Source organism: Roseivirga sp. 4D4, assembly GCF_001747095.1.
In the GTDB taxonomy this organism is placed as follows: Bacteria; Bacteroidota; Bacteroidia; order Cytophagales; family Cyclobacteriaceae; genus Roseivirga.
In genome coordinates, this window is the sequence record NZ_MDGP01000001.1 from 4,457,466 (window position 1) to 4,470,125 (window position 12,660).

Annotated in this window: 10 protein-coding genes; 6 read left to right on the forward strand and 4 right to left on the reverse strand. The window is 42.0% G+C overall.

The window, feature by feature from the left end; genetic code table 11:
• Window positions 1–10 precede the first annotated feature (10 nt).
• Complete coding sequence (locus tag BFP97_RS19630; protein WP_069844044.1) at window positions 11–1,189, forward strand: proline dehydrogenase family protein; 1,179 nt, start codon at window positions 11–13, stop codon at window positions 1,187–1,189.
• Between the two features lie 76 nt (window positions 1,190–1,265).
• Here the strand turns inward: BFP97_RS19630 and BFP97_RS19635 are convergent, their stop codons facing one another.
• Together BFP97_RS19635 and BFP97_RS19640 are read right to left on the reverse strand one after the other, a co-directional pair.
• Complete coding sequence (locus BFP97_RS19635; RefSeq protein ID WP_069844045.1) at window positions 1,266–2,543, reverse strand: M56 family metallopeptidase; 1,278 nt, start codon at window positions 2,541–2,543, stop codon at window positions 1,266–1,268.
• The gene (locus BFP97_RS19640; protein WP_069844046.1) at window positions 2,536–2,895 is read right to left on the reverse strand and encodes a BlaI/MecI/CopY family transcriptional regulator; all 360 of its coding nucleotides are present in this window, start codon (window positions 2,893–2,895) and stop codon (window positions 2,536–2,538) included. The genes BFP97_RS19635 and BFP97_RS19640 overlap by 8 nt, the downstream gene beginning before the upstream one ends.
• 149 nt (window positions 2,896–3,044) lie before the next feature.
• On the opposite strand from BFP97_RS19640, the gene lysS reads away from it, so the two are divergent.
• Window positions 3,045–4,754: a lysine--tRNA ligase gene (gene lysS, locus BFP97_RS19645; protein WP_083262674.1), complete on the forward strand. Its 1,710-nt coding sequence runs from the start codon at window positions 3,045–3,047 to the stop codon at window positions 4,752–4,754.
• Here the strand turns inward: lysS and BFP97_RS19650 are convergent.
• Window positions 4,751–7,450 (reverse strand): putative LPS assembly protein LptD, encoded by a 2,700-nt coding sequence (locus BFP97_RS19650; RefSeq protein ID WP_069844047.1) that lies wholly within the window; start codon window positions 7,448–7,450, stop codon window positions 4,751–4,753. The genes lysS and BFP97_RS19650 overlap by 4 nt on opposite strands.
• 91 nt (window positions 7,451–7,541) lie before the next feature.
• Between BFP97_RS19650 and BFP97_RS19655 the strand changes: the two genes are divergently transcribed.
• The 4 genes from BFP97_RS19655 to BFP97_RS19670 all read left to right on the forward strand — a co-directional run bounded on the left by BFP97_RS19655 (window position 7,542) and on the right by BFP97_RS19670 (window position 11,947).
• Complete coding sequence (locus BFP97_RS19655; protein ID WP_255399539.1) at window positions 7,542–8,381, forward strand: N-acetylmuramoyl-L-alanine amidase; 840 nt, start codon at window positions 7,542–7,544, stop codon at window positions 8,379–8,381.
• A gap of 4 nt (window positions 8,382–8,385) precedes the next feature.
• Entirely contained in the window at window positions 8,386–9,360 is a 975-nt protein-coding gene (locus BFP97_RS19660; protein WP_069844048.1) for an MlaD family protein, read from the forward strand.
• Window positions 9,361–9,455: 95 nt separating this feature from the next.
• Window positions 9,456–11,084, forward strand: a complete 1,629-nt coding sequence (locus BFP97_RS19665) for an acyl-CoA carboxylase subunit beta (RefSeq protein WP_069844049.1) — start codon at window positions 9,456–9,458, stop codon at window positions 11,082–11,084.
• A gap of 2 nt (window positions 11,085–11,086) precedes the next feature.
• Window positions 11,087–11,947: a transglutaminase-like domain-containing protein gene (locus BFP97_RS19670; RefSeq protein WP_069844050.1), complete on the forward strand. Its 861-nt coding sequence runs from the start codon at window positions 11,087–11,089 to the stop codon at window positions 11,945–11,947.
• A gap of 2 nt (window positions 11,948–11,949) precedes the next feature.
• On the opposite strand, the gene BFP97_RS19675 is transcribed toward BFP97_RS19670, so the two are convergent.
• Window positions 11,950–12,573, reverse strand: a complete 624-nt coding sequence (locus BFP97_RS19675; protein ID WP_069844051.1) for a 4'-phosphopantetheinyl transferase family protein — start codon at window positions 12,571–12,573, stop codon at window positions 11,950–11,952.
• Window positions 12,574–12,660: the final 87 nt, after the last annotated feature.

Sequence of the window (12,660 nt, forward strand, 5' to 3'; positions counted from 1 at the left end):
AATTCACCCTATGGATCTAAAAAAGTTTGTTGATTTCGATCAAATAGAAATCGCTTTCAAGGCTAAGTCTGATAAGGCACTCAAAAAGAGACATTTCATCTTTTCTACCATGAAATGGCCATGGATGGTTGGCCTGGGCACCTCCTTGACAAAATTTAGTTTAGGTGTTGGCTTGCCAGTCAAGGGCATAGTCAAATCTACCATTTTCGATATTTTCTGTGGAGGAGAAACCCTTGATACTTGTTCGGAAACCTGTGACGAGCTCGAAGCTTATGGAATAGGCGCCATTTTCGATTACTCAGTAGAAGGTGAAAAAACGGAAGCAGGCTTCGAGGCAACGACTAATGAAGTTATCGAAACGATCAAAACGGCCGCCAAGTCTGACGTTATGAAGTTCGCGGCCTTCAAGATCACGGGAATCGGTTCTTTTGACTTACTCGCCAAAATCCATAATGGAGAAACCTTAACCAGTGAAGAAACTGCCGCTTATGACCGCGTGCAAGATAGGGTAGCTAAGATATGCAGCCTGGCAGCAGAGTTGGGTGTTACCGTGCTGATCGATGCTGAGGAAACATGGATTCAGAAGCCGATTGACGACATGACCATCGCTATGATGGAGAAGTACAATAAGGAAAAAGCAGTGGTCTACTATACTTTCCAAATGTATTGTCATGCCATGTTGGAAAACCTGAAAAAGTTGCATAATAGGGCCAAAGGTGATGGTTATGTGCTTGGGGCCAAGCTGGTAAGAGGTGCCTATATGGAAAAGGAGAGTGTCAGAGCTGTGGAAATGAACTACACCGATCCCATTCAACCTGATAAGGCTTCAACGGATCGTGACTTTAATGCCGCATGTAGTTATTGTATCGAACATATTGGTGAGATCGGCTTGTTCGCAGGTTCTCATAATGAGGAATCAAATTATCGGTTGACCTTATTGATGGATGAGCATGGTCTAAAGCCAAATGATGACAGAGTCTATTTTGGTCAGCTGTATGGTATGAGTGACCATATCTCTTTCAATCTTGCCCATGGCGATTATAATGTGATCAAATACGTGCCTTACGGACCGATAAAAGCCACAATCCCTTACCTGATTAGAAGAGCAGCTGAGAATACTTCAGTAAAGGGACAAAGCGGTAGGGAACTAACTTTGGTGCAGAAAGAACTGAAAAGGCGCAGAGCATAATTTGGTTTTTGCATAAAGCGTAAATAAAAAGAGCCAGATGAATTAATTCATCTGGCTCTTTTTGAATACGGGTCACCTAGTTTTTTTGACCGTCCTTCTGCTTAACTCTAAATTCAAAGTCCTTCTTTCTTTCAATTAGCTTTTTGTCATCCATGCTTTCATCAATAAAGGAGTTATAAGCTCTTTTATAAGTTTTTGTAAGGTCTTTGTGCAAGTTAGGGTCTTGCTCATCAATATATTCTACAAAGACATTACCATCTTTTGCCTCTTCCAGTTCCTTGTAGATGGCTCTGGCTTTACGGATTTCGAAAACCGGAATCTCAAACTCCTGTTTTTCTATATCTCCTTCTTCAAAATGTGCCTCGGTTTTAAACTTGAAACCATACTTTGCCTTACCCTCTATAGCGCGTAATGAGTCCACAATCATTAGAACTTTGTCACTAACTGGGTCCACTTCACTAGCACTTATAGGCACTTCTTCAATAATGTCTAGCAGTTCACTTTCGGGCTCTGCTGTTTCTGTACATGCAAAGGCAATGACCAATAATGCCAGTACGGGTAGGGCGAATAGTGTTTTGAATTTTTTCATAACATTTGAGTTTAATTTTTGAATCATTTTTAATCTTGTTTCTATAGGATGTTCGTTGAAATTGGAGATAAGACTGCTATTCACTTGTGATAGCGTCAGCTCCAATAAAGATCTTTGATAACTAGCCGGATTAGTCATTTCCAGTGCGTGCTGATCGGCAATGAATTCGTGCTGAAGCTTGATGGATTTGGCATAGAGATAGCTAAATGGGTTAAACCAGAACACACACTTAAGCACTTCAAAGAAGAACAAGTCCAAGGAGTGCATTCCTTCAATATGAGCAGACTCATGCGCGATAATATGCTGCTTCAATTCTGAATTCTTCCCCAGTTCTTTACCAATGAAGATGGTGTTTAAGAAGCTGTATGCCCCTAACCCCTCAGTTTCTGCAATTTCTATCGGTTTAGCTTTAAGTGATATTCTCTTGCCTATTCGTTTTTTGGCATACATGAATTTTGCCCCTAACAAAAGGAGTGCTATGCCTAAACCGATCTTGTAGATCAAGCCAATTGACAGCACTGGGGATTGTGAAATGGTTTCCACACTGTTCACGCCCTGCTGAACCAAGGCGGGTTGACCAGTTGGTGTAGAGAATAAACTCAATCCAATGTCAAAGCTGAGTAATGGAATTACCAGCGAGATTGCTGCGGTGGTCAATAAATAAAATCGGTTGAGTGAGAGTAGTTTTTCCCTTCTCAGAAAAAGCCAATAGATGCTATAAAAGCACGCAAGGCACACTGATGCTTCTACGATATAATTAATCATTGTCCTTCAATTTTTTCATTAAATCTTCTATCTGTTTCAGGTTGAGCTTTTTTTCCTCTACCATAAATGAGAAGAGTTTTTCCGCGGAACCTTCGAAATAGTTGCTCAAAAAGCCATTCATAAAGCTTTGTGTATAAGCCTTCTTTTTCACCGAAGCAGAATAAGCGAATGTGTTGCCGATCTTGACGCGAGTGACAAAGCCCTTCGTTTCCAAAATCTTTAAAAAAGTACCGACCGTGTTGTAGGCAGGCTTGGGCTCAGGCATGTGATCAACAATGTCTTTGATGAAGAGTTGATCATGCTCCCAGACTACCTGCATTATCTGTTCTTCGGCCTTGGTTAATTCTTTCATCTCCTAATATTTTCGGAAATGTCCTAAAGATTTCGGATTAATCCTAAAACTTTAGGAGAAAATATTTTCGAGTATGTACATGAGAGGGTATAAATGTTTAATTAATCTTATCTAATCACTATCTTTGCGCTCTTCAAAAAAATCGTGAAATGCAGGTTTTAAGCGAACAGGAATTACTAAGAAGACAGGAAAAGGCTGAACTCGAGAAGCTAGGAATCAATCCATATCCATCAGAAACTTTTGAAGTTTCTGCTTTTTCGAAGGAAGTAAAGGAGCAGTTTGATGCACAACCTGAGCGTTTCAAGGAAGTGAGCATGGCGGGTAGGCTAATGAGCCGAAGAATCATGGGTTCGGCTTCTTTTGCAGAATTGCAAGATGCGGAAGGCCGTATACAAATCTACCTTAGAAGAGATGACCTATGCCCAGAGGAGGATAAAACGCTTTACAATACGGTTTTCAAAAAGATTTTAGGTATTGGTGATTTTATCGGCATCAAGGGCTATGCCTTTAAAACTCAGGTAGGTGAGATTTCTGTTCACGTTACCGAGCTAAAGGTACTTGCCAAGTCATTGAAACCACTACCCCTTCCAAAGACGGATGCTGATGGCAATGTACATGATGCCTTTACTGATCCTGAGCAAAGATATCGTCAGCGCTATGTTGACTTAGTTGTGAATCCGCATGTTCGTGATGCCTTTGTCAAAAGAACCCAATTGGTTAACTCCATGAGGAACTTCCTTGCTGATAAAGGTTATTTGGAAGTAGAGACACCAATTCTTCAGCCATTGTATGGCGGAGCGGCTGCACGTCCGTTCAAAACTCATCATAATACGCTAGATATGACACTCTATCTGCGTATTGCCAATGAATTGTACCTTAAAAGATTGATCGTTGGTGGGTTTGATGGTGTCTTTGAATTCTCAAAGGACTTTAGAAACGAGGGAATGTCCAGGTTCCACAATCCAGAGTTTACGCAAGTAGAACTCTATGTGGCTTACAAAGACTACGACTGGATGATGGACCTTGTGGAGGCGATGGTTGAAAAGGTAGCAATGGACCTTCACGGTACCACGGAGGTTCAGGTTGGAGAACATAAGATCAATTTCCAAAGACCTTGGAAACGTTTTACCATGTTCGAAGCCATTGAGCACTTCACCGGAGTAGACATCTCCGAAATGGATGAAGACCAGTTGAGGACTACCGCGAAAGACCTCAAAGTAGAGATTGACGAGACCATGGGTAAAGGCAAGTTGATTGATGAGATTTTTGGCGAGCACTGCGAAGCAAAATTAATTCAGCCAACCTTCATTACAGATTACCCGGTAGAAATGTCTCCTTTGGCCAAGAAACATAGAGACAAAGAAGGTTTGGTAGAAAGGTTCGAGGCGATATGTAATGGTAAAGAGATATGCAATGCTTTCTCCGAATTGAACGATCCGATTGACCAAAGAAAGCGCTTTGAAGAGCAACTGGAGTTGGGCAAAAGGGGAGATGATGAGGCGATGGTGTTAGACGAGGACTTCCTAAGAGCCTTGGAGTATGGTATGCCGCCTACTGCTGGTTTGGGTGTTGGTATCGATCGCTTGTCAATGATCATGACCAATTCCAATTCTATTCAAGATGTGCTCTTCTTTCCTCAAATGAAGCCAGAAAAGAAGGCTGTGGCTATTGAATTAAGCGATGAAGCAAAGGGGATTCTGGAAACGTTGACAAAGTCAGGCAAAACAGAATTACCTGTACTTAAAAAGAGTGCTGGGCTATCTAATAAAAAGTGGGATAAGTCTGTTAAGGAGTTAACTCAGAATGGACTTGCCAAAGTCGAAAAGACAGAAGCAGGCTTATTTATAGAAGCACTTTAATTCGCAGAGATACTCGTATCAAATTGGCTTCTGCGTCTACTGATCTTAAGATCTTTAAGCGCAGAAGCTTTTATTTGGATGTCGATCGTGTAAGACGTGAAGTTTCCAAAAGGAATCCAGTTGGCTCTCATTTCCCAACACCCTAAATCTCGGTATAGACCGATCGAGGTTTGTACAAAGTCTTTGGCATCAAAGTCATAACCCGTATTGTAGGTCATCTGCCATTTTGGAGTCAACTGGACCTGTCCATTTGCTCTGACAGATTGCCGGGTGGTTGTTCCCGTGGTGGACCAACGATAACTATAATCATAGCTAAGCCTTATGTTCCACGGGATGTTAATGTCCACATAAGAATTGGGATCATAGAAATACTCAGGTAAGATGCTATTACCTCCATTATTCAGTGCCCCGAATTGAGTGGGGTCTTCACCAGGGAAATCTCCGAGTGCATTTAAGCCCTCTTCACCCATTGCACCACCACCATTAAAACTCCGGCTACTGGAGCTATTTGCCCGAGAATTTAAATTCGTACTCAACGAGAATCGGGCACTGGTAATTCTTCCAAGTCCCTGACCTGATCTTATGGCCAGTGTGGCTCTCCGCTCGGTTGTAGTTACCCCTTCATTGGTACTGGTTATATAGGTATAGGGATCTAGCGTGGCACCCATTATAATATTGAGCTTCCTGTCGAAAAGAGATGTCCTAGCATTGATGTTAATATTTGAAAGCTGGAAGGAGTCAGCCAAGAAGTTGTAACCTCCCGTAAAAGAGAGGTTGTCCAGTATTGTCACCTTTTTTGCCTGGGCCGTATCGTTTCTTACCTTCATTTCGAGCTTATTGCTCACCGAAAAACTCAGGGCAGCAGACTCACCGAGAGAAGGTGATCCAAAACGGAAGCCATCATAGATAGAAAGCTGTCTAAAGGTACCATCTCCAGTAGTATCAGTTTGAACCGTCTGATAAAAGCCAAACTTAGGGTCACTGAAATCAGGTCTATAGGTAAAGGCGATCGTTGGGGTAACAATGTGTCTAATCGCCTCAATTTTTCGTCCCTTCTTGAATGGGAACATACCATAGATCTGAGTTGACAAGCCCATGCTTGTACTGTAAGTCATAGCCCTACTGAAACCATTGATCGTGTCTATTCTTACTGCATTTTCATCAGGAAGAAATTCATAATTCAGTTCTTCCAAGTACCAGAGCTCCTCCACATTAAAAGAAGGTGTGAATGTAAGGTTCTCTAGAAATGAAAATGAAGTGGAGAGATCAACGTTATGTCGAGCACCATTCTTGGCGTTATCCAATAACTCAGGAATACTCGCGAAGGTAACGGCAATAGTATCGTTGGTTACTGCTCTATTCGCGATGTTGAAACCGGCAGATCCTGGTTGAACCACATTCGTTACTCTATTTGAAGCATTGAAGCGCCATCCTAGGTTCAGTCTTTTGAGGAATTCACCCTTTGACCTTTTAAATGGGGTTATTCTATTCATGGTCATAGAGAATTCTGGTAAAGAAATGTCTACAACACCTGATTGTACGTTTTGATTATGTCTACCACTAATGGCATAGCTAAAAGGCGATCGTGGTATAACCCCACTGAAGTTTACATTAGAGCGAAATTCAGAACGTATGTTATTCTGTAAGTTGACCGTAGATAGGTTATTTTGATTAAACGTGCTCGTTCCGGCTGTGACACTAGCCGAGAAATTAGAGTTTCTTCCCTTCGAGTCTGGTCTATGAGACCAGGAAATCCAAAAGTCTCTTGAGTCAAGGGGTACCTCGTCAGTTTCTGGCGTTCTGTTGCGATTGTAGGTAATGTCTAACGAGCCGCTGTATTTATATCGGTTATTATAAGCTGTCCGTAATTTCAGACCCCAGCTACCTTTTGAGTAGATGTCACCGGTAATGGCGGTATGTATTTTTTCATTCCAGACTTGATACCAGCCTCCCTCTCTTAAGAAAAGACCTCTTCGTTGCTCATCGCCATATTTAGGAAATAAAACACCTGAGGCATCGGTTTCATCTGTATCTGGAAAGAATCCGAAAGGCAGACCCAACGGAGTGGGGATATCACCCACGTAAAGCAGGAAGGGCCCTGTGATCACACTTTTACCGGGGATAACCTTGATTTTCTTCGCCTTAATATAGGTGGTGGCATTGGGGTCGTCCAGACAGGGAATATACTTACCCTCCGAAATGTATGCTGACTGATCGGCATTTCGTTTAATAACATCTCCAGTGAGCTGACCATCAGGCTGTTCCGTGGCTACTCCCTTGATTCTGGCCCTTTGTGTCTCGAAATTATATCGGATTTCCTCCGTTTCATATACACCACCTCTATCTTTAAAAATGGGTCTGCCAATCCAGATACCGGTAGAATCTTGAACTCCACGGGCCATGAGTTCGTTAGTATTTCGATCGATGATGATTTGCTCGGCTCTCAGGTTAATATCGCCATATTCAATTTTGGCTTCGCCATAGAGATAGGTGATATTGGTCTGGGTCTTGGTAATGATAGAGTCCTTTGCGAAGTATTTAATGGTTGTTTCAATGCCATTGACCACTACTGTGGCGGAATCTTGAATACCAGGGAGTGTATCTCTTGCCGCGGGCCGAGAGGTGTCTAAAGAATTGGTACGATTTTGAAGGGTATTAAGCGAGTCAGGTTTTACGGCATTCACTTGTGCCTTCATATTGAAAACTAAAATGAAGAAACAGAGCGAGAAAAATATAATCCGTTTTGAAAACACGCTATTTTTCCGTTTTTCGGAAATTTTAAGATTTTTGCGTAAAGTTATTTTAATCGATCGTTTCATTCGCATCAAAGTGAAAAATTATAGCCTTCTGGTCATCTTTCTGATTGTTTCCTGTTTGCAAGTCAATGCAATGCAGGCTCCAAATGGTGGGGAAAAGAAAAAGTATAAGGTTGTACTTGATGCGGGACATGGTGGTAAAGACCCGGGAACACGTGGGAAAAACCTCAAAGAAAAGGATGTAGTACTACCGGTTACGTTATTGGTCGGTAAATACCTGGAAACACTTACGGATAACATTGAGGTTATTTATACTAGAAAAAATGATGTGTACAGTCACCCCAAAGTTCGTGCCATCATGGCCAATGATGCAGAGGCAGATTTATTCGTTTCTATTCACGCCAATGCGATGAACCCAGGTTATGAGTCAGTTTCAGGTACGGAAGTATTTGTAATGGGAACCAAAAACGAGGGGAGGAACTTTGAGGTAGCCAAGCGCGAAAACTCTGTGATTTTGCTTGAGGAGAATTATGAAGAGATCTATCAAGGCTTTGATCCTAATGCTCCAGAGGTAGACATCATGTTTTCAATTCAACAAGAGGCTTACCAGGAAAATAGCATTCTACTCGCTTCAAATATCGATGAGCAGTTCAAAAAACGAGCTGGAAGAAAAAGCCGAGGTGTAAAGCAGTCTAGTCTTTGGGTACTTTGGAGCACCTATATGCCTAGTGTTTTGGTGGAATTAGGCTATCTTACAAACCCCAAAGAGGAAAAAGACCTGGGAAGTGCCGAGGTGCAAGACTATTTAGCATCTGCCATTTTTAGGGCAATTAGAGATTATTTTGAATATTTAGAGTCAACTGGAAACTAAGCGAGTGGCAAGAGGAAAAGAATTCAAAGTAGGGTTATTTGTACTGCTGACGGCATTTGCATTATACGTTGGCTTTAACTATTTGAGGGGACTCGATGTATTTTCTCCATTAAGTACTTACTACGTTGAATATGAAAACGTCAGTGGGCTAAAAAAAGGAGATAGAGTCATTCTCAATGGGTTGGATGTAGGTAGTGTTATCGATAGGGGCTTCAGTGATGAGAGCTATAATAAGATTTTGGTCACCCTTGCTATCGACAATACAATCAACCTGACGGACAGTACTATTGCACGCCTAACCAAACCTGATTTTCTAGGAGGGATAGAGATAAAACTGGTAATGAATCCGGGTACACGTGTACTCGAGCCCTATGAAACACTGATCAGCGATATTGACGGAGGGATTACAGAATTATTGACCGAGGAGGGACTTTCAGCCGCAAATTCACTTTCTGCCCTAGTAAATAAGATTAATGGTGTACTTGAGCCCTTTGTTGAAAAAGCAGATAGTATCGGTAAAGCGATCGACAATTTCACCGCTGCTTCTGAAAACGTAAAAGATTTAACGGGAAGACTAGAAGGTTCTTTGGACCTAGTTGAAAATAGAATTACCTGGTTAACGGATTCAATAACTTATGCTTTAAGTGGATTAAAACCATTGACTGATCAGTACACAGAATTGGGAGAGAAACTCAATGCGATTGACATAGAATCACGATTAGTCAGTATGGACTCTTTACTCCTTGGAACACGTACCTTCCTTGACAAGCTGAATTCTAATGATGGTACTTTGGGTAAGTTGATGTCGGATGATTCGTTGTATAATACAATGACCCAAACAATGGCCGACTTAGATAGTCTATTTATAGACTTAAGATACAACCCTAAACGCTACATGCACTTCTCTGTCTTTGGCAGAAAGAATAGACCTCCTGCTGACGGAAGAAGTACCGCTGACAAAAAGAAAAAGAACCGATAGGTTTCCGCACTTGAAAAGTCCACTTCTTGGGTCTAATTTTAGTCACAAGTAAACTATGAGGAATTGCCAATGCTCATTGGCACAAATAAGACTTAATGGATATTGAATTCAATAAGAACCAAGACGAATTACAACAACTGATCTTTCAGTTAGACACCAAGCTCAAAAAAGTAAAACTGGGTGGGGGCGAGAAGAAAATTGCGAAGCAGCATGATAAAGGAAAGCTCACTGCGCGTGAGCGAATTAATTACCTAATCGATAAGCCTGAAGACTTTTTGGAGATTGGTGCTTTTGTAGGAGAGGGAATGTATAAAGAGTACGGTGGTTGCCCTTCCGGAGGTGTAGTAACCGGAATTGGAAAAGTAAAAGGTCGATCATGTGTAATCGTAGCAAATGATGCTACTGTTAAGGCAGGTGCTTGGTTTCCAATTACTGCGAAAAAGAACATGAGGGCTCAAGAGGTGGCCATGGAGAATCGTCTACCGATCATTTATCTGGTGGATAGTGCTGGTGTTTTCCTGCCTATGCAGGATGAGATTTTTCCAGATAAGGAGCACTTTGGAAGGCAGTTTCGAAACAATGCGAAGATGACTTCTATGGGCATCATCCAAGTGGCAGCGATCATGGGTAGTTGTGTTGCAGGGGGTGCTTATTTACCTATCATGAGTGATGAAGCGGCCATTGTTGACAAAACAGGTTCTATTTTCTTAGCAGGTTCCTACCTCGTTAAGGCGGCTATCGGAGAAGACATTGATAATGAAACACTGGGAGGCGCAACAACTCATTGCGAAATCTCGGGAGTGACAGATAATAAGTTTCCGAATGACCAAGCTTGTTTGGACTACATAAAAAACATTTTCGACAAGATCGGAGCATTTGAGAAGGCAGGGTTTGACAGAGTTGAGTCCAAAGCGCCTAAGCTTGACCCTGAAGAGATTTTGGGACTCATGCCCTTAGATAGGACTAAACCCTATGATGTAAGAGAGCTTATTAAGCGGTTTGCAGATGACTCCGAGTTTGATGAGTACAAAGAAAAGTATGGTCAGACCATCGTCTGTGGTTATGCACGGATCGATGGTTGGGCAGTAGGCATTGTGGCCAACCAACGAGTTGTAGTTAAGTCCAAAAAAGGAGAAATGCAGATGGGAGGAGTAATCTATTCCGACTCTGCTGACAAGTCCGCACGCTTTATCATGAACTGCAACCAACGCAAAATACCATTGGTCTTCTTGCAAGACGTGAGTGGCTTCATGGTGGGCAGCCGAGCCGAGCACGGTGGCATTATCAAGGATGGAGCGAAAATGGTGAATGCCATGGCCAACTCTGTAGTACCGAAGTTCACTATCATCACAGGTAACTCATTCGGAGCCGGTAATTATGCCATGTGTGGCAAGGCATATGATCCGAGATTGATCTACGCTTGGCCTACCGCACAGATCGCGGTAATGAGTGGAGGTTCGGCAGCTAAGACATTGCTTCAAATCAAAGTGTCTACGCTAAAGGCTCAAGGCAAAGAGATTTCAGCCGAAGAGGAGAAGAAACTGTTGGATGATATTACCGCAAGTTATAATGAACAAATGAGCCCGTATTATGCCGCATCGAGGTTATGGGTTGACGGAATAATTAATCCTTTAGAGACGAGAGAAGTGATTTCGAAAGGTATTGAGGTAGCGAATCAGGCACCAATTACTGAGAAATTCAATGTGGGAGTGATCCAGACATAAGTATGTCAGAAGAAGAACATCTGAATAATAAAGAGCTCAAGGCAATGGTCTCATTGCTGGATGATGACGACTTTGAAATTGTCCAGCATATTGAAGATAAGATCAAGTCAATGGGTACGTATATCATTCCTTATCTGGAGTTTGAATGGGAGAATAGCTTTAACCCTGTCGTTCAAAAGAGGATAGAAGATTTGGTACATAATCTTCAATTTGAGTTACTCAAAGAGAAGCTGTATGCCTGGAAGATAGATGGAGGAAAGGACTTGTTGGAAGGGGTTTGGCTGATCAACACTTATCAGTATCCGGACCTCGAGTATGAGCAATTGAGCAAAGAGTTAGAGCAGCTTTATTATGAGGCCTGGCTTGAATTTAAGGCAGATATCCATCCGGTGGATCAAATCAAAATTCTCAATTCAGTCTTATTCGGGAAGCTTCACTTTGGAGCTAATACCAAAAACTTCCACTCCCCAGGAAATTCGATGCTCAGCGTGGTCTTACAGACCAAGAAAGGTAACCCCATTTCATTATGCATCATCTACATGTTGGTAGCACAGAAATTGAAAATGCCCGTTTTTGGTGTAAACCTTCCCAACCTTTTCGTGATGACCTATAAGCAAGACGATGTCCAGTTTTACATCAATGCCTTTAATCGCGGCCTTGTTTTTTCCAAGAAAGAAGTAGACGAGTACATCGCTAACCTTAAGCTTTCGCCAAACGATCGTTTCTATGAACCCTGCTCACATATCGATATTGTAGCTCGTATGCTAAGAAACCTGATCAACTCTCACGAAAAGTTAGGTCATACTGAAAGGGTGGAGGAGATTAAACTACTCTTGAATATTATTGAAAAGGAGTCCGAGTAGCCTTAATAGGCGCAACAAATATGAATTGGGTCGAGGAAACTACTCGCCAATTGATAATCAGTGGCGATCTCATTCTCTAGGATTTGGCCTTTTACTTCGCTGCCATTTGAAAAGTCAGAGATGATCAGTTGCTCTGCAAAAGTCAGCTGTGTCCTTCCATGGAGCTTATAGAGTGCTTCTTTGGCTGCCCATACCTTGGTCAACTGTTCTATGTTACCATTCGCCCAACTTGCTTCTGATACATGCAGAAATTTATGTGCGATGCGATGAATCTGAGCTCGCTCGGTTTCAATGTCTATTCCAACTTCTCCTGAGAGGTTAATAGCTGCAGCACCGAATCCCTTCGCATGTGACATAGAAATGCCAATGCTCGTTTCTTTGAGGTGGGGCTTCCCAAATTCGTCCTTATAGATGTAAAACTGGCCGAGCTCATTTACCAAGTGCTTTAAAGCTGTTCTAGCTCCTAACCACTCTAGTCGTCTTGAAGGTGCTTTGACAGCATTTAAATCATCAAGTTCTTCTTCATTCAGGTTTAAATGCTTCAGTAATTCATCTTCGGTTTCAGTGATCTTCCATAAGATATAGGAGACTTCAGGGGTAATCGAAGATTTGTGGGCAATTGGCATGAATGCTAAAAATTATTAATGGCAGCTAAATCCCACCTACTTCATTCGTCATTCCAGAATTTTTCTTCTTTCCTTTTGAAGGAGAAG

What these genes read in the sequence shown, in the direction of transcription:
- BFP97_RS19630 (WP_069844044.1), top strand. Translation starts at nt 11, where the DNA reads ATGGATCTAAAAAAGTTTGTTGATTTCGATCAAATAGAAATCGCTTTC.
- BFP97_RS19635 (WP_069844045.1), bottom strand. Translation starts at nt 2,543, where the DNA reads ATGATTAATTATATCGTAGAAGCATCAGTGTGCCTTGCGTGCTTTTAT.
- BFP97_RS19640 (WP_069844046.1), bottom strand. Translation starts at nt 2,895, where the DNA reads ATGAAAGAATTAACCAAGGCCGAAGAACAGATAATGCAGGTAGTCTGG.
- lysS (WP_083262674.1), top strand. Translation starts at nt 3,045, where the DNA reads ATGCAGGTTTTAAGCGAACAGGAATTACTAAGAAGACAGGAAAAGGCT.
- BFP97_RS19650 (WP_069844047.1), bottom strand. Translation starts at nt 7,450, where the DNA reads ATGAAGGCACAAGTGAATGCCGTAAAACCTGACTCGCTTAATACCCTT.
- BFP97_RS19665 (WP_069844049.1), top strand. Translation starts at nt 9,456, where the DNA reads ATGGATATTGAATTCAATAAGAACCAAGACGAATTACAACAACTGATC.
- BFP97_RS19670 (WP_069844050.1), top strand. Translation starts at nt 11,087, where the DNA reads ATGTCAGAAGAAGAACATCTGAATAATAAAGAGCTCAAGGCAATGGTC.
- BFP97_RS19675 (WP_069844051.1), bottom strand. Translation starts at nt 12,573, where the DNA reads ATGCCAATTGCCCACAAATCTTCGATTACCCCTGAAGTCTCCTATATC.